This window comes from Microbispora sp. NPDC049633 (assembly GCF_040675265.1).
GTDB classification, from domain to species: Bacteria; Actinomycetota; Actinomycetes; order Streptosporangiales; family Streptosporangiaceae; genus Microbispora; species Microbispora maris.
In genome coordinates this window covers 19,863-35,670 of sequence record NZ_JBFAOO010000046.1, presented here as the reverse complement: position 1 = coordinate 35,670, position 15,808 = coordinate 19,863, and the positions used below count along the sequence as shown (strand labels likewise).

Here is a 15,808-nt window from a genome sequence, read left to right as displayed (position 1 = left end):
TTGCGCGGCGAGGCGCGGAGAAGTGGGAAATCGGTGAGCGAGAAGAGCCCCAATTCACTGGCCGAATCGCCGACGCCTGGCATGGGTGTGCGCGCGGCTGCGCACCCACCGCTCATCCCCATCGGCCACGGACCTTTCAATAGGAAACGGTCCTTCCGATCGGGTAGGTCGGTGCCGTCCGTATTCGCCGGGGCGGCCGTAACCTGGTGCGGTTCACCCAGCCCCGCTCAACTTCGACGAACGTTCGGCATGCTCTTGACGGTGGTCAAAATATTGCCCTAGTTTCAGGGGGTTCCGCACTCACAGGGACACCCTCCTTTCCCGGGAACGGAGCGCCTTCGTGCCTCGACGCCTCCTTCGCATTCCCGCCGCCGTCGCCGGCTCTCTCGCCCTCGTTGCGGCCACATTGACCGGACCCGCCGGGGCCGCGACGGACACTCGGACCGGCACCACCGCTGCGGCCGCCACCCCCTCGCACCTGTCCGGCACCCTCGCGGACGGCGCCACCTGGATCGCCGACGTGCCCGCCGACTGGAACGGCACGCTCCTGCTGTTCAGCCACGGCTATGGTCCGCTCGTCGCGCAGAACGCGCCCTCCGACGAGGCCCGTACGGCCCTCCTCGCGGAGGGTTACGCGCTCGCCGGTTCCTCGTTCGACCCGCAGGGCTCGTGGTGGGCGCTGAACAGCGCCGAACGCGACCAGTTCGCCACCCTCGACGCCTTCGCCCGTACGGTCCGCCGGCCGTCCCGCACCCTGTCGGTCGGGCTGTCCATGGGCGGCCTGGTCAACGCCCAGATCGCCCGCGACGGAGCCGGCCGCGTCGACGGGGCCCTCGGGCTGTGCGGCCTTGTCGCGGGGGGCGTCGACCTGGACGACTACCAGTACGACGCCGAGTACACGATCGCCTCGCTGCTGCTGCCCGGCCAGGACGTACGGCTCACCGGGTTCGCCGACGCCGCGGACGCCGCCGCGACGGCGCAGCGGCTGACCGACGCCGTGATCGCCGCGCAGGCCACCCCGCAGGGACGGGCCAGGATCGCGCTCGCCGCCGCCTATCTCAACCAGAGCGACTGGGCGCCCGGCCAGGACCCGCCGGCGGCCGGCGATCCCGAGGGGCAGGAAGCCCAGCAGTTCGCCTGGCTCTCCCAAGGGGTGCTGGGGTTCATCGAGCACGGCCGCTGGTCCATCGAGCAGTCCGCCGGGGGCAACACGTCCTGGAACGCCGGGCTCGACTACGCGGCGCTGCTGCGCGACTCCGAGCACGCCGGCCAGGTGCGGGCGCTGTATCGCAAGGCCGGCCTCGACCTGCGCGCCGACCTGGCCATCCTGACCCGCGGCGCCCGCCTGCGCGCCGACCCGGGGGCGCGGCGCAGGCTGCAGGCGTCCTCCACCGCCGGTCAGAGCCTCGCGGTGCCGCTGCTCAACCTGCACACCATCGCCGACGAGCTCGTCCCGGTGCAGCAGGAGGCGGCGTTCGCCGAACGGGTCCGGGCGGCAGGTGACGATCGGCTGCTCCGGCAGGCGTACGTCGCGCGCCAGGGCCACTGCGCCTTCACCACCGCGGAGATCGTCGCGGGTGTGCGGGCGATCGACAGGCGGGTCACGACCGGCCGCTGGGGCGACGTCGCCGAGCCCGCCGTCCTGCAGCGCTCCGCTCTGTCGCTGAACCTCGGCGGGGCCGCCTTCGTCCGCTACAAGCCCGGCCGCCTCGTCGTCGGCCGGCACTCCTGATCGATCGGCTCGCGGGCGCCTGTGAGGGTCGGTGCTCGATCTCGGCCGAACCGGGCCGAATCAGAAGAATTCGGGGCAAATGTGATCCCAATGTCATAAAGATCCGCCATCGTGGGAGGAGTGCGAACGTGGCTCGGTGATCAGGTGAGGAAACGGCTGGGCACGTTCAATCTGATCGGGCCCTCCATCGCGCAGTGCGCCGTGGGCGCCGCGCTGGCCTGGCTCGTCGCCGTTCATCTGCTCGGCCACGCTCACCCTCTCTTCGCGCCCATCTCCGTGATGATCTGTGTCGGCATAGGGCTCGGTCAGCGGCTGCGCAGGCTGGCCGAGCTGGTGATCGGCGTCAGCCTGGGCGTGGGCGTCGGCGACCTGCTGGTGTCCTGGATCGGCTCGGGCCCCTGGCAGCTGGCGCTCGTGATCGCGCTGGCGATGACGGTCGCGTGGCTGTTGAACAGCAGCGAGCTGTTCGTGTCGCAGGTCGGATCGTCCGCGGTGCTGGTCGCCATGCTGGTGCCGGGCGCGGACGTCGGCGGCCTCGACCGGATGGCCGACGCGCTCACCGGCGGCATCGTCGGCATCGTCGCGGTCGCCCTGTTGCCCGCCAGCCCGCTCACCATCGCGGGCAAACACCTGTCCGGCGTGCTGGACGCGTTCTCCACCGTGCTGGAACAGGCGGCTGAGGCGATCGAGAAGGGCGATGCGGACCTGGCCGCCGAGGCACTGGAGTGCGGACGCAGAACCCAGACCGCGGTCGAGGAGTTCGCGGCGGCGCTGGAGAACAGCAAGGAGATCATCAGGATCTCGCCGCTGCGGTGGCATCACCGGGTCAGGCTGGCCGGGTATCAGACCGCCGCAGTACCGGTGGACCTGGCGCTGCGCAACGCACGGGTGCTGGTCCGCCGTACGCTCGCGGCGATGGGGGAGCCCAGCCCGCCGCCGGTCGCGCTGGCCGAGGTGCTGCGCGAAGTCTCGGAGGCGGCGCTGCTGCTCCAGCTCGAACTGGGGGCCGGACGCGAACCGATGCTGGCCAGGCAGGCGCTGCTCGCCGTCGCCGCGCGGGAGCGGCCCAAGAACCTGGGCTTCTCGGCGAACGTCATCCTCGCGCAGCTGCGCTCCATCGCCGTCGACCTCCTGGAGGCGACCGGGATGGGTCACGACGAAGCCTCGGCCGCGCTGACCCCGCTGAACGAGCTGAGCGACGAGAGCATGCGCGGCTGAGGCCGGCGCCTCCTCCGGCGGCGTCCATCCGTCGCGCCGCCAGTGCGGGGACCAGCGGGCGACCCGCTGCCGCAGATCGTCGTCGACGACCAGCTGGACGGGCACCGCCGTGACTCGTGGGCTTCAACGGCCGAGACGCCAGCGGCGGTATTTCCGCGATGTCTGGGACGCGGTCAGTTCGGGCAGGCGTTGTGGCAGCCGCCGAAGCGCCCGGTGTCCGGTGGGGTGAAGCGGCTCTCCTGCGTCCCCCGCACCGCCTCGGTCATCGCCTTCTTCCAGATGAGCCCGGGAATCGACGTTCCTCCCACGCGGGCGTAGTGACGGCCGCCGATGGTGACGTCGATCATCGGGTGCCGGAGCGCGCCGCGCGTGTCGCCGAGACTGACGGCCGAGGCCAGGTCAGGGGTGTAACCGGCGTACCAGGCGGTTCGGTGGGCGTCCCCCTCGCCGGGCATGCCCGCCGCGTCGCGGCCGATGCCCTTGAGCGTGCTCTTCGCCAGGACGTCCGACAGCACTGCGGTGACCGCGTCGGCGACCGCCGGGTCGAGGACCTGCGCGCAGTGCGATGGGAAGGTGCGCAGGACGCCCGAGCCGTCCCGGATCTCCGTGATCACCCTTGGCTCGCAGAAGCGGCCGCGGGCGGCGAGGCTCGCGTAGGAGTTGGCCACCGAGACGGGATCGGCCTCGGTGATGCCGATCGTGAACGTCTCGAACTCACGAAATGGCTTCCCATCGGCGCTCCGCAACCCGAGCCGCTGGGCCATCTTGACGGTCTCACACAGGCCGACCTGCTCCTCCAATTTCATGTAGAAGGTGTTCACCGCGTCTCGGGTGCCGGATCGCAGGGTGACGAGCCGGTCTCCGCCCTTCTTCCGGTTATGGACGGCGACATGCGTATCGCCGACAGCGTTGCCCGCACAGTCTTTGAACCTCGAAAGGCCCTGGGCGCGGTATTCGTCGCCGACGTGGAAGCCGTCGTCGAATCGGAAGCCGGCGGCGAGCGCGGCGGCCAGGGTGTAGGGCATCGCCGTCGTGCCCTGTTGGAAGCCCGGCCCGTCGGCAGGGTCGCGGCTGGCGGCCATGGCCCTGATGGCGCCTTCACCCGGCGCGATCATGACTTGGGTGGCGATCTGTGCGTCCTCGCGGTGAACGTGGGCGTCCACGGCCCGCTGCGCGGCCCGCTGGAGCCGCCGGTCGATCGTCGTCCGGATCGTCAGGCCGTCGCGGGCGAGCAGTCGCGGATCCTCGGCGAGAAGCCGCTGTCTGACGTACCGGCAGAGGTAGGGATACCCGCTGTCCGCGCAGTCGCCGGACAACTCCTCGATGACGACGCCCTCGGCGTCCAGCAACACACTTTCGCCGGCCACGGTGGAAGCGGAGGCCGCGGGGGTGGCACCCGACGCCGCGGGGGTGGCACCCGACGTCGCGGGGGTGGCACCCGAGGCCGCGACGGTGGCACCGGCGGCCACGGGTTGCTCGCCTGCGCCGTCCGGACGTAACAACAGCAGAACCGCGGCGAACGCGCCCACCGCCGCGATGCCCAGGAAAACCAGAATCCCCTTCATCGTTGCCCCCTCAAAACACCTGATGCGATTCTGAATCATCGTCGAAACGACGAAGCGCGGACAACCGCCAGGAATCGCGCGGCCTTCCGGATGGGGGTATCGCCGGAAATCGGCATGCGCGTGCCCTGCCGGTGAATTTCGCCCGCCGGATCACGCTGGTCGCCGTTTCCGCTGTGGCGCCGGTTGCCACGCGGATCATCGGTACGGTGGGTGAGTCGCGACGGCGTCCGACTGCCGGAGGTGGCGTTGGTATCCCGAGTGGTCAGCTGGCTGGGACTGGTCGGTCAGCTGTTCCTGTTGCCGTTCTACTTGTCGAGCGGGCTGGTCGCGCCCCTTTGGGCGATCGTCGTTCTTCTCGTGGTGTGGGCGGGGCTGCTGGGCGTGGCCGTGTGGGCCGTGCGCAGGCGCTCCGCCTGGGGCCTGGCGGTGCCCCTCCTCGGTGTCGGCGCATGGGTGGGCGGCCTCTCGGCCGGCGAGGCGTTCCTGGGGTGGACGCCATGACCACCGTCCCCTCCGCCCGGCGCAACGCTCCAGGCCACAAGCACGCAGGAGACAACGGCAGTCCGCGCGGGCCGATACATCGCGGCGTGTAGCCGTCGTATATCCCACGTCCGGCGGCGGTTCCTAGCGTGGAGGGCGACCCGCCCGACCGACCGGGGATGAGGACGTCCGTGGCCTATCTCTTCGCCTTCTGCCGGCTGCTCACGGGGATCGTCTTCCTCATGTCCGCCGTAAGCAAGTTGCGTGGGCGGACGGCGTACGAGGAGTTCACGGCGGCCACCCGCGCGCTCACGCTCCTCCCGGCCCGGCGCGTCAGGCCCGTCGCGGCGCTCGTCGCCGCCGCCGAGGCCGCCGTCGCGCCGCTGCTGGCCTGGGGGCCCACCGTGCTCGCCGGCTTCTGCGTCGCACTGGGGCTGCTCGCGGCCTTCAGCGTGGCCATCCTCGTCGCGCTGCGGCGCGGCCGACGGGTCCCCTGCCGCTGCTTCGGCGCCTCCGCCGTTCCGGTCGGTCCCGGTCATCTCGCACGCAACGCCGTGCTCGTCGTCGCGGCCGCGGCCGGAGCGGTCCTGTCCGCGACCGAGGCGGTCGTGGGCGGGAGCGGAGCCGTCCTCACGGACCTCGGGCCGGCGGGGCTCGCCGCGGTCGCGCTCGCGGCCGGAGCCACGGCGGTCCTGCTGTCGGCGACCGGTGAGATCGCCGGTCTGTTCACCAGTACACCCTGACGGAGGTACCCCCTCATGCCGTTCCTGACAGCGCTCGTGCTGGGCGTCGGCGTCCTGTGCCTGATCGACCTGGTGCTGACGGTCGGGGTGATCCGGCGGTTGCGGGAGCACCAGGCGATGCTGTCGGCGCGGCCGGTGGCGTCCCCGCCGATCGTGCTCCCGCCCGGTGCGACGATCGGCGGCTTCTCCGCCGTGAGCACCGACGGCGTCCACGTCTCCGACGGGACGCTGACCGAGCCGGTCCTCGTCGGCGTCTTCTCACCCGACTGCTCCGCCTGCCACGACCGCCTGCCGCAGTTCGCCGAGCACGCGCGGACCTACCCGGGAGGACGCGGCAACGTGCTCGCCGTGCTCGTCGGCACGGAGGAGGAGGTGGCGGACCAGCGGCAGACGCTGGAGCCGGTCGCCCTGGTGCTGATCGAGGAGTACGGCACCGGCCTGACCGGGGCGTTGCAGGTGAAGGGCTTCCCGTCCCTCGCCCTGGTCGACGAGCGTAAGAGGGTCGTAGCGAGCGGGACCACTATCGACGACCTCGGCAAGATTCCCGCGCACGCGTGAAGGCGCGGGCGCGGGGCCATGCCGGAGCGCGGGCGGTGGTCACCGCTCTCGGCATGGCCTGGCGGGCGAGCAGGGGACTGACCAGCGCCTTCGCCGTCCTCAGCATGCTCATGGCCGCCCTGCCGGTGACGATCGCCTGGTGCACCAAGCTGGTGCTCGACGAGATCGCCGGCGGCCGGGCCGAGGCCGGCGTGACCGCGGCCCTGGGCGCCGCGCTCGCCGGGTGCGGGGTGCTGACGGCGCTCGGGCCGCAGGTCGTCCAGTACGTCAGGGACGAGAGCGGGCGCAGGGTCGGCCTCGTCGCCCAGGACCGACTCTTCCGATCCACCGAGCGGTTCGTCGGCCTCGCCAGGTTCGAGGACCCCGCGTTCCTCGACCGGATTCGGATGGCGCAGCAGTACGGCGGAGCGACCCCGGGCATGGTGGTCTCCGCCGCCCTGGGCGGCGCCAGGACGGTGCTGACCGGTGCCGGGTTCCTCGTCTCCCTTGTGACGATAAATCCGTGGATGGCCGTCCTGGTGGTGGGGGCGGCGGCGCCGTCCCTGGCCGCGGAGCTCTGGCTGTCCCGGCGGCGTGCCGCGATGCTGTGGGGCATCGGCCCGGTCGAGCGCCGCGAGTTCTTCTTCGGCGAGCTTCTCGTCAACGTCCGGGCGGCCAAGGAGCTTAGGCTCTTCGGCATCGGGGCGCACCTGCGCGGGCTGATGAACGCCCAGAGGCGGGCCGCGAACGCCGAGCGGAGCCGTACCGACCGGCGCGAGCTCGGCGTCCAGGCCGTCACCGGGACCACGGCGGCGCTGGCGGCCGGGGGCGGCCTGCTGTGGATTCTCGTCTCCGCCGCGAACGGCACGGGCGGGGTCGGCGACGTGGCATTGTTCGTCGCGGCCGTCGCCGGAGTCCAGGCGGCGGTGAGCGGTCTCGTCGTCGAACTCGTCACCGCGCACCAGCAGGTGCTGCTGTTCGGCCACTACCTCGCCGTCCTGGACGCCGAGCCGGACCTGCCGGTCCCGGCCCGGCCCCGGCGGGCCGGCCCGCTGCGCCGGGGGATCGAGCTGGACGACGTGTGGTTCCGCTACTCGCCCGGCCACCCCTGGGCCCTGCGCGGCGTGAACCTGGCCATCCCGTACGGCACGGCGGTGGCGCTCGTCGGGAGGAACGGCGCGGGCAAGAGCACCGTGGTCAAGCTCCTGTGCCGGATGTACGACCCCGAACGTGGCTCGATTCGCTGGGACGGGGTCGATCTCAGGGAGATGGACCCGGTTGAGCTTCGCGCCCGGATCGGGGCGGTGTTCCAGGACTACATGGAGTACGACATGACCGCGGCCGAGAACATCGGCCTCGGCGATCTCGCCGCGCTCGACGATCGGGGGAGGATCGAGGCGGCCGCGCGGCGGGCGGGCGCGCACGGCGCCGTGAGCGGCCTGCCCCGGGGGTACGACACCATGCTGTCGCGGGTCTTCGCCGTTCCCCCCAAAGACGCCGACCCAGAAGACGCCGACGCAGAAGTCGGCGGTGCGGAGGACGGCGGTGCGGAGGACGGCGGCGCCGCGACGGGCGTCCACCTGTCGGGCGGGCAGTGGCAGCGGCTCGCCCTCGCCCGTGCCTACCTGCGGGGCGAGCGGGACCTGCTGATCCTGGACGAGCCCAGCTCGGGCCTCGACGCCGAGGCGGAGCACGAGATCCACCAGGGCCTGAGGGAGCACCGCCGCGGGCGCACGAGCGTGCTGATCAGTCATCGTCTCGGCGCGGTGCGCGACGCGGACCACATCGTGGTCCTCGACGGCGGACAGGTCGCGGAGCAGGGCGCGCACGCCGAGCTGCTGGGGCGTGGCGGAATATACGCCCACCTGTTCACCCTGCAGGCGGAGGGATACCGGCAGCCGGAGGACCGGGACGTGGGCGCCCCGCACGACCGGCTCTCGGGGGCGCGATGACACCGGTCCTGCTCGTCCTTCTCGCGGCGGCGCTCCCGGCCGCCGCCGTGACGGCGATCCGGCGGACCCTGCACGTCGTCGAGGTGCACGGGGAGAGCATGGAACCGGCCCTGCGGTCCGGTGACCGGGTCCTCGTACGGAGGCTGCGACCCGGACGGCCCGGACGGCGCGTCCGGCGCGTCCGGCGCGGGGACGTCGTCGTCATCTCCCGGGTGGGCCCGGGAGAGGGCTTCACGCTCGACGGCGGCACGAATCTGGTGATCAAGCGGGCCGCGGCCGTGGCCGGGGACCCGGTTCCGCCGGAGTTCGAGGGATCGGGAGAGGCCCGCGTGCCGCCGGGACGGCTGCTCGTCCTCGGGGACAACCCGTCGCGCAGCACCGATTCCCGGCAGTGGGGTCTCCTCCCCGAAAGCAGAATCACGGGTGTCGTGATCAGGCGGCTGCACACGGGATTCAGATGAAGCGGATACAGGACCCCATGTATCGCGGTGGTATGTCCGTGATCGGAGCCGCTCCTAATGTCGGCCGGGCAACGGAGTTCTTCAAGAAGGAGGAACTGAATGACACGGACGATTCAGCGGCTGGCGGACCGGATGGTCGCCCGGCTGGTCCCGGCCACCCGCGCTGAGGCGATCAACTGCTGGTACGAGGGTTCGACCTGCGTCCGGCGCTACTGCTGCACCGGGTCGGAGATTCCCGGCGGCCGCTACTGCACTACGTGGCAGTACCTCTGTTAGACGAGCACGGCGGAGCGCCCCATCGCACGCGGGGCGCTCCGCCCTCGCATCAATCCATCTCCTCAAATGGAGGCCGCGGTGGTTCGGGCGATCTCCATGGCGTACAGGCGGGTGAGGTCGTTCATCCGGTAGTGGTCGGGGGCCACCGGCTTCATCAGGCGGAGATCGGCCAGTCTGCCGAGCGCCGCCCACGCCGTACGCCGGTCGCACCCGAGCAACTCCGCCGCGATCGCCGACCGGCAGTCGGCCACGCCTCGCTCGCCGAGCCGGTGGAACAGGGCGAGCGCGCTGCCGTCCGCCGTCCCCTCGCACTGCCGCAGGGCCTGGTAGTCGAGGTCGAGGGCGCCCCGCACGGAGAGGTCACCGCAGGTCAGCAGGTCGAGCCGGTGCTCCTCGTCGGCCAGCATGTCGGCGAACGCCGCCAGCGTCCACTCCCGCCGCACGGCCAGTCGCTTGCCCGCGATCCGCAGCGCGAGCGGCAGGTTGTCGCAGAGCCGGGCCACTCTCCGCACCTGCTCGGGGTCGACCCGGTCCCGGCCGCAGAGCCCGGACAGCAGCTCGTACGCCGCGTCGTCGGTGAGGGGAGCGAGGGGCAGGTGGACGACATCGTCGAGCGCCGCGAGCACGGCCCTGCTGGTGACCACGAACTGGCACCCCGGACACGCGCCGATCAAAGGGCGCAGCTGCCCTTCGCCGGTCGCGTTGTCGATGAGGACCAGCACGCGCTTGACCTCCGTGGCGGTCCTGAACTGGAGCACCGCGTCGTCGAGGTCCGGGGCGATCCGGTCGCCCGGCAGTCCCAGCAGGCTCAGCAGCCGCGCCAGCGTCTCGTACGCGCCGGGCCTGGGCAGGGATCGCAGGTCGACGTGGAGCACGCCGCCGGGGAAGTCCGGCGCCGCCGCCCGGACGGCGTGCAGGGCCAGGGCCGACTTCCCCACTCCCGCGGGGCCGTGTACGGCGACGGGCCGCGGGGGAGAGGCGGCGATCGCGGCCACGAGATCCTCCAGCTCCGGGTCCCGGCCCACGAGACATCCCGGACCCGAGGCCGGCGCCGCCTTGGGCACGGGCACGGGCTGGGACGGATCGCGGGCGGGAACCACGGGGACCGCCAAGAGCGCGGGGTCCCGGTTGAGTACGCTCCGGTGCAGCCCGGCCAGCTCCGGCCCGGGCTCGACGCCCAGCTCCTCCGCCAGGAACGTGCGCGCCTGTCCGTAGGCGGACAACGCCGCCGCGGAGTCCCCGGTGCGGTACAGCGCGAGCATGAGGGTGCCCCACAGCCGCTCCCTGGTGGGATGGGCTGCCACCATCTCGCGGAGCTCCGGCACGGCGTCGGCGTGTTCGCCCAGCGTGAGACGGGCCTCGGCCCGCGCTTCCAGGGCCAGGCAGCGCTGCTCGGCGAGCGCGTCCAGGCGCGGGCCGAGCGCCGCCGTCCTGGGCACGTCCTCGGCCGGCGCGCCCCGCCAGCACGTGAGGGCCGCCGACAGGTGCCGCAGCGCCGCCTCCGGCTGCCCGGCGGACAGCGCCTTCTTGCCCTGGCGCAGGGCATCGGCGAACTCGGTCACGTCGAGCTCGCCGGCCCGCACGGCGAGGACGTAGCCGGGCGGCCGGGCCGTCAGCCGATCGCCGTCTTCGAGCGCGCGACGCAGCCGGTTGACGTAGGTGCGGACGTTGGCGACGGCGGAGCGGGGCGGCTCCTCGTCCCAGACAGCCATGACCAGCCGGTCGATCGACACGACCCGGTTGGGTTCGAGCAGCAGCGCGGTCAGCAGGGCGCGCTGCTTGGGTGAGCCGAGCGGGACCGGCCTGTCGTCCCTCCTGACCTCGATCGGGCCCAGCAACCGGAACCGGAGGTTCATCCCGCCCTCCGCGGGCCCGAGGAGGCGGACGGCGGTTCCCAGCCGGGTGATCGATGCACGAAAGGACCTCCGTAGGCGTCTCGGGAGGAACGTCTGAGGAAAGCACAACGAAGATCGCCGTCCGTGTGGGCTCCCACAAGGTGCGTGAGCGTCCGGAACAGTCCCGGACACCGCAGGGAGGAGGGCGGGTTTCGTCATCGCGAAGGTCGTGCGTGATTAGCGGAGGGCCGGGCGGGAACCGACTACCGCATGACGGGTACGGGCGACGAGGCCCTGTCCGACCTCATCATCCAGGTGGCGACCCGCCTGTTCGCCGGGCTGGGCTACGACGGTACGGACATGCGACAGATCGCCGACGCCGCGGGCGTCGACGTGACGATGCTCAAGCGGCAGTTCGGCGACAAACGGACGCTCTACCTCGCGGTCATGGATCGGATGAACCGCTACCACAACGCCGTCCTGGAGAAGGGCGTCAAGGACCTCGTCAGCGCACCGCCCGAACGCAAGATCGCCGCCCTGCACGCGCTCCTCGACCTGTACGTCGACTTCTGCTGCCGGTATCCGGAGTATCCGGCGCTCTACACCTTCAGATGGCTCTCCGACGCCAGCGACGTCCCCGAGCCGGAGCCGATGTACGCCGCGCCGGCGGCGCAGTTCGTGAGCGACAGCATCGCTCCCCTGGTGACCGCCCGGGACGTGGACGTGGACTACATGATCAACTCGGTCATCTGGTGCGTCCACAGCTTCGTGCAGAGCGGCGTGTACGACCGGTCGGGCCGGCGTTACGGCCACGACCATCCGGGAGCGCTGTGGCACTTCCGCAGGCACCTGCATCGAATGGTCCACCGCACCCTCCTCCTGCCGGGAGAGCCCCCGCCGGTCGAGCGTCCGTCCCGCGAGTGAGGCCCCACGTGCCGGACATCGATCCGGGACGGGCGTGGTAGTAATGGGACCCGCGGAGGAGGCCGTACAGACAGAGCCACGAAGACAGAGTTGGTGCAACCATGACCGAGCGGTACCTCGGCGTTCTCGGCATCGGCGAGGCGCTGGGCGTGAGCCGGCACGCGGTGCACAAGTGGCGCTCGCGCTATCCCGCCGAATCGGCGCACCCCTTCCCCGAGCCCGATGTCGAGATCGACGGGACTCCCGGCTGGCGCCCCGACCGGCTGACGGAGATCACCGAGTGGCGCAACGGCCTGCCGGGCCGGGGTACCGGCGGCGGACGTCCCACCGCCGCGCGCCAGGAATACCTCAAGGAGGCGGCCGCGCGGGGCATGGACCGGGACGAGGCGCTGCGCGCGCTCGCCACGCTCGCCGAGGAGTTTCCCGAGATGACCGAGCCGGAGATCTGCGCCTGGCTCATCGGGCACTGGCGGCGCTGACACGCCCCCCGCGCACCAGGTCGGTCAGGGCGCCGATCATGAGCCGCAGCCGAGAGGCCGCACGTGGCGGCGGCCGATGGGAACGGCCGGACTGATCTCGCACCTGGTGCTGCGGCAGGCCCGCCACCCTGCTGCGCGAGCGTCGCGGCGACGGGCGCGTGGCTGGTTTCGTGTCAGGAGATTGGGGGGTGCGGCGCCTGCCGGGTGTGGTGGTCCAGCAGGCGGGTGAGCAGGTGCACGAACTGGTCGCGTTCGGCGGGGGTCAGCGGGGCGAGCAGTTCGTCGTGGAGGTCGTCCAGGACCTTGTCCAGGCGGCGCAGGTGCCGGCGGCCTTGGGCGGTGATCGTGATGACGTTGCGGCGGCGGTCGTCGGGGTCCGGTGCCCGGCCGACGAGGCCGCGCTCGGCCAGTTCGTTGAGGACGCCGACCATGTCGCTGCGGTAGATGCCGGTGCGCCGGCTCAGCGTCGCCTGGCTGCCTGGGCCGTGCTCATGCAGCGAGGCCAGCACGGCGTAGTGCCACTTGCGGGCGTCGGCCTGGGCCAGCCCCTCGTTGATCAGCCGGTCCGACTGCGCGGTCATGCCCGACAGCAGGCGGCTGGCCCGTCGGCGCAGTCTGTCCGGCGTTCTCGTCTCGCCGTCGTGCGGCATGTCGCTGGCTTCGGCTCCGCTGCTCATGACGCTGATCCTACCCTGTTGCGTTAGTCGGACTAACGATGTAGGTTCGTTCGTAGCGCAAACGTTAGCGCTATAAACGTTAGTGACTGAAACGGATTGGAAGGTCATCGTGACGACCGCAGCCCAGACCTTCGGCACCGCGCTCATCGGCCAGACCGAGAAGGCGCTCAACGCGATCCTGGACCGGCAGCTCACCGGGACCGGCATCACCGAACCCCAGTGGGTGACCCTCACGTTGACCGTGGTCAGCGGCGGGACCATCGACCGGGCCGAGCTCATCCAGCGGGTCGGCGGCGCCACCCAGTTCAGCCAGGCGTCGGTGGCCGAACGCATCGCCGAACTGACCGCCGCGGGATTCCTGCGCGACGGCGGCGAGGGCCGCGTCCAGGTCACCGACGAAGGGCGCGAGCGCTGGACGCAGGTCCGCGCCGCGATCGGCCCGATCACCCAGGGGCTGTGGGGCGACCTGCCGGCCGAGGACCTGGCCACCGCGGGCCGCGTCCTGAGCACCGTCCTGGGCAGGGCCAACGCGGTGCTGGCCACCCCCTGAACCCTGACTCCCCGAGCCGCCACCCCCGGCGCGAGGACAACATCTCTGCCCTGCAGCACGAAAGAGGAAGTCATGTCCACGCACACTCTGATCGCCGACCGTATCGAGATCGCCGACCTGCTCACCCGCTTCGCGCTCCTGCTCGACGAGAAGCGATGGCAAGACGCGGGCACCGTCTTCACCGACGATGTGGCCGTGCACTCGCCCCGCGGGGGCGAACTCCGCGGCATCGGCAAGGTCGTCGACTTCATGCGGCAGAGCGAGGTCGAAGGGCAGGAGGCCCAGCACACGACCACCGATCTCCTGGTGGACGTCGACGGCGACCAGGCGGCCGTCTCGGCGAACTCGCTCGTGTACTACTACCGCCCCGGCCAGGCGCCCCACTTCACCGGCGGCCTGCGACAGCACTTCACCGCGGCCCGCACGCCGGCAGGCTGGCGGTTGCGTGAGGTGCGGATCACGCCCGCCTGGACACGCGAGAGCTGACCTCCGCGAGTCCGGGGACACACGCACCTCATCCGGCACGGACCCAGCCAGGGCAACGTGGCGAGGTGGACGGCAAGCCCTGATCGATCAGCCGGGCCGCGGCCCGGGTCGATGAAGGCGACGTCGGCGGGCGTCATCTCGGGAGTTCAACAACCCTCGGAAGCCGTTTTTGACACTATCGAGAGGGCGACCGCGCCTCCGAAGCCGCCCGCCCAGCCATCGCAGGACCTGCTCGCCACCGAACCCGCCGTCTCGACCTGAATCAAGATCGGCTACGCGCGGGTGCCGACCGGCGGGCAGAACCTCGACCGCATCGACAGACAGACCGTCGACGAGCAGCGGCGGACGCCGCGCTTGAGTTCGAGCGCGCTCGAACTCCTAGCGTCGCTGGCATGACATCTCAACCAGGGACTCAGCGAACATGGATCATCACTGGCGCGTCGGCGGGCTTCGGCCGTGCCATCGCCGAGTGCGCGCTCGGGCGGGGCGACAACGTGGTGCTGGCCGTGCGGCGGCCCGGGTCGGTGGCCGACCTCGCAGACGCCCACCGCGACCAGGTGCTGGTCGCCGAGCTCGACGTGCGTGACACCGGACGCGCCGGGGACGTCGTACGGTCAGCGACCGACCGATTCGATCGGGTGGACGTACTGGTGAACAACGCCGGCCGCGGGGTCATCGGCGCGGCCGAGGAGGTCAGCGAGGAGGAGCTTCGCGCGTCTTTGGAACTGCATCTGCTGGGTCCGGCGGCGCTCGTGCGGGCCGTCCTGCCGTACTTTCGCGAGCAGAGGTCGGGCACGATCGTGCAGATGAGCAGCCAGGGCGGGCGCATCTCCTTCCCCGGTGTCGGCGCGTACTCGGCCGGCAAGTTCGCGCTCGAAGGCTGGTCGGAGGCGCTGGCCGGCGAGGTCGCGCCATTCGGAGTCCGGGTGATGATCGTCGAGCCGAGCCGGTTCCGCACCTCGTTCAACGCGCCCGGCGTGCTCGGGGTCGCCGACGCCAGCGCCGCGTACGCCGGGCTGCTGGGGGCCGTCCGCAACGACATGGCGAGCGCCGACGGGATTCAGGAGGGCGATCCGGTACGGGCCGCGGAGATCATCGTGAACCTGGTCGCCGGTGACGAGCTGCCGCTGCGCCTTCCGCTCGGGCGTGAGGCGGTCGAGCGCATCGGAAGGTCCTACCGGCAGAACCTGGATGAGCTCGAACGCTGGGCCCCTGCCGCGCGTGCGGCCGACTTCCCCGGCGCCACCGCGTCCGCCCGGCCGATCTAGAGTGTCGCCATGGCCACGGACGACTTGATGTCGAGGGCGCTCGCCGCCCTCGACGAGGTCGACGGCCCGATGTCGGTCGAGGTAATCCACCGCCTCGTCGATGTCAGCGCCGTCACCGACCCCATGACCATCACGGAGGTCGCCGACCTGCTTGACATGTCGCCGCACACGCTGCGCTACTACGAGCGGATCGGGCTGGTCGAGGTGGCCCGCGACGCCAGCGGCCACCGCAGCTACGATGCGGAGGCGGTACGGAGACTGGTGTTCCTGACCCGCATGCGCCTGTCTGGGATGGCCATGCGCGACCTTCAGCATTACATGCGGCTGGCCGACGAAGGCGACGGCACCGTCCCCGAGCGCCTTGACCTGCTGCTCGAACACCGCGACACGATCCGCCGGCAGCTTAAGGAGCTGACCCTGTCGCTGGCGGCGACCGAATACAAGATCGCCACCTACGGCGGCCACACCGGCCCGTCGTCAGCGGGGAAGGCCTGACCCGTCGGCACCGAACCGCGCCGAATGGGTGCACCGCGCCCAGTCGGCACAGTCACCCTCGTCCTCATGACTTGGGCGAAGACATCGGTTCGACGCGGACGGCATGATCGGCGCCGACGGCATCCACTAG

Annotated in this window: 17 protein-coding genes; 14 read left to right on the top strand and 3 right to left on the bottom strand. The window is 71.5% G+C overall.

The annotated features are described in order from the left end of the window. The first annotated feature begins 340 nt into the window (after positions 1–340). Positions 341–1,732, top strand: coding sequence for a hypothetical protein (locus AB0J39_RS14935; protein ID WP_363464424.1), 1,392 nt, complete (start codon positions 341–343; stop codon positions 1,730–1,732). A 144-nt stretch (positions 1,733–1,876) separates the two neighbouring features. Beyond that, entirely contained in the window at positions 1,877–2,950 is a 1,074-nt protein-coding gene (locus tag AB0J39_RS14930) for an FUSC family protein (protein ID WP_363464423.1), read from the top strand. Positions 2,951–3,123: 173 nt separating this feature from the next. On the opposite strand, the gene AB0J39_RS14925 is transcribed toward AB0J39_RS14930, so the two are convergent. After that, positions 3,124–4,515 carry a penicillin-binding transpeptidase domain-containing protein gene (locus AB0J39_RS14925; RefSeq protein WP_363464421.1) on the bottom strand — a complete coding sequence of 464 codons (1,392 nt, stop codon included), beginning with the start codon at positions 4,513–4,515 and terminating at the stop codon, positions 3,124–3,126. A gap of 240 nt (positions 4,516–4,755) precedes the next feature. Between AB0J39_RS14925 and AB0J39_RS14920 the strand changes: the two genes are divergently transcribed. From AB0J39_RS14920 to AB0J39_RS14895, 6 genes are all read left to right on the top strand, one after another. Then, positions 4,756–5,016: a hypothetical protein gene (locus tag AB0J39_RS14920; protein WP_363464420.1), complete on the top strand. Its 261-nt coding sequence runs from the start codon at positions 4,756–4,758 to the stop codon at positions 5,014–5,016. Between the two features lie 158 nt (positions 5,017–5,174). Then, positions 5,175–5,738 (top strand): MauE/DoxX family redox-associated membrane protein, encoded by a 564-nt coding sequence (locus AB0J39_RS14915; RefSeq protein WP_363464418.1) that lies wholly within the window; start codon positions 5,175–5,177, stop codon positions 5,736–5,738. A 15-nt stretch (positions 5,739–5,753) separates the two neighbouring features. After that, complete coding sequence (locus AB0J39_RS14910; protein WP_363464417.1) at positions 5,754–6,296, top strand: hypothetical protein; 543 nt, start codon at positions 5,754–5,756, stop codon at positions 6,294–6,296. Positions 6,297–6,331: 35 nt separating this feature from the next. Further along, entirely contained in the window at positions 6,332–8,227 is a 1,896-nt protein-coding gene (locus AB0J39_RS14905) for an ABC transporter ATP-binding protein (RefSeq protein WP_363464415.1), read from the top strand. Continuing rightward, complete coding sequence (locus tag AB0J39_RS14900) at positions 8,224–8,688, top strand: S26 family signal peptidase (protein ID WP_363464413.1); 465 nt, start codon at positions 8,224–8,226, stop codon at positions 8,686–8,688. Before AB0J39_RS14905 ends, AB0J39_RS14900 begins: the two co-directional genes overlap by 4 nt. Before the next feature lie 99 nt (positions 8,689–8,787). Continuing rightward, complete coding sequence (locus AB0J39_RS14895) at positions 8,788–8,964, top strand: hypothetical protein (protein WP_363464411.1); 177 nt, start codon at positions 8,788–8,790, stop codon at positions 8,962–8,964. A gap of 62 nt (positions 8,965–9,026) precedes the next feature. On the opposite strand, the gene AB0J39_RS14890 is transcribed toward AB0J39_RS14895, so the two are convergent. Continuing rightward, the gene (locus tag AB0J39_RS14890; RefSeq protein ID WP_363464409.1) at positions 9,027–10,820 is read right to left on the bottom strand and encodes a BTAD domain-containing putative transcriptional regulator; all 1,794 of its coding nucleotides are present in this window, start codon (positions 10,818–10,820) and stop codon (positions 9,027–9,029) included. A gap of 249 nt (positions 10,821–11,069) precedes the next feature. Here AB0J39_RS14890 and AB0J39_RS14885 point away from each other — a divergent pair, with 249 nt between their 5' ends. Both AB0J39_RS14885 and AB0J39_RS14880 read left to right on the top strand, forming a co-directional pair. Beyond that, positions 11,070–11,723 (top strand): TetR/AcrR family transcriptional regulator, encoded by a 654-nt coding sequence (locus AB0J39_RS14885; protein ID WP_363464407.1) that lies wholly within the window; start codon positions 11,070–11,072, stop codon positions 11,721–11,723. A gap of 101 nt (positions 11,724–11,824) precedes the next feature. Then, entirely contained in the window at positions 11,825–12,202 is a 378-nt protein-coding gene (locus AB0J39_RS14880) for a hypothetical protein (RefSeq protein WP_363464405.1), read from the top strand. Between the two features lie 173 nt (positions 12,203–12,375). On the opposite strand, the gene AB0J39_RS14875 is transcribed toward AB0J39_RS14880, so the two are convergent. Then, a complete protein-coding gene (locus AB0J39_RS14875; RefSeq protein ID WP_363464403.1) occupies positions 12,376–12,879 on the bottom strand; it encodes a MarR family transcriptional regulator in 504 nt (167 codons plus the stop codon). A 109-nt stretch (positions 12,880–12,988) separates the two neighbouring features. On the opposite strand from AB0J39_RS14875, the gene AB0J39_RS14870 reads away from it, so the two are divergent. The 4 genes from AB0J39_RS14870 (at position 12,989) to AB0J39_RS14855 (ending at position 15,678) form a co-directional block, all read left to right on the top strand. Then, complete coding sequence (locus tag AB0J39_RS14870) at positions 12,989–13,429, top strand: hypothetical protein (RefSeq protein WP_363464401.1); 441 nt, start codon at positions 12,989–12,991, stop codon at positions 13,427–13,429. Positions 13,430–13,501: 72 nt separating this feature from the next. Beyond that, on the top strand, positions 13,502–13,915 hold the full coding sequence (locus AB0J39_RS14865; protein ID WP_363464399.1) for a nuclear transport factor 2 family protein: 414 nt from the start codon (positions 13,502–13,504) through the stop codon (positions 13,913–13,915). A gap of 392 nt (positions 13,916–14,307) precedes the next feature. Then, entirely contained in the window at positions 14,308–15,183 is an 876-nt protein-coding gene (locus AB0J39_RS14860) for an SDR family NAD(P)-dependent oxidoreductase (RefSeq protein ID WP_363464397.1), read from the top strand. 9 nt (positions 15,184–15,192) lie between these two features. Continuing rightward, positions 15,193–15,678 (top strand): MerR family transcriptional regulator, encoded by a 486-nt coding sequence (locus tag AB0J39_RS14855; RefSeq protein ID WP_363464395.1) that lies wholly within the window; start codon positions 15,193–15,195, stop codon positions 15,676–15,678. Positions 15,679–15,808 lie beyond the last annotated feature (130 nt).

Coding starts and splice junctions, on each gene's coding strand:
- AB0J39_RS14860 (WP_363464397.1), top strand. CDS start 14,308: ATGACATCTCAACCAGGGACTCAGCGAACATGGATCATCACTGGCGCG.
- AB0J39_RS14895 (WP_363464411.1), top strand. CDS start 8,788: ATGACACGGACGATTCAGCGGCTGGCGGACCGGATGGTCGCCCGGCTG.
- AB0J39_RS14880 (WP_363464405.1), top strand. CDS start 11,825: ATGACCGAGCGGTACCTCGGCGTTCTCGGCATCGGCGAGGCGCTGGGC.
- AB0J39_RS14885 (WP_363464407.1), top strand. CDS start 11,070: ATGACGGGTACGGGCGACGAGGCCCTGTCCGACCTCATCATCCAGGTG.
- AB0J39_RS14900 (WP_363464413.1), top strand. CDS start 8,224: ATGACACCGGTCCTGCTCGTCCTTCTCGCGGCGGCGCTCCCGGCCGCC.
- AB0J39_RS14875 (WP_363464403.1), bottom strand. CDS start 12,879: ATGAGCAGCGGAGCCGAAGCCAGCGACATGCCGCACGACGGCGAGACG.
- AB0J39_RS14910 (WP_363464417.1), top strand. CDS start 5,754: ATGCCGTTCCTGACAGCGCTCGTGCTGGGCGTCGGCGTCCTGTGCCTG.
- AB0J39_RS14865 (WP_363464399.1), top strand. CDS start 13,502: ATGTCCACGCACACTCTGATCGCCGACCGTATCGAGATCGCCGACCTG.
- AB0J39_RS14855 (WP_363464395.1), top strand. CDS start 15,193: ATGGCCACGGACGACTTGATGTCGAGGGCGCTCGCCGCCCTCGACGAG.
- AB0J39_RS14890 (WP_363464409.1), bottom strand. CDS start 10,820: ATGAACCTCCGGTTCCGGTTGCTGGGCCCGATCGAGGTCAGGAGGGAC.
- AB0J39_RS14915 (WP_363464418.1), top strand. CDS start 5,175: ATGAGGACGTCCGTGGCCTATCTCTTCGCCTTCTGCCGGCTGCTCACG.
- AB0J39_RS14925 (WP_363464421.1), bottom strand. CDS start 4,515: ATGAAGGGGATTCTGGTTTTCCTGGGCATCGCGGCGGTGGGCGCGTTC.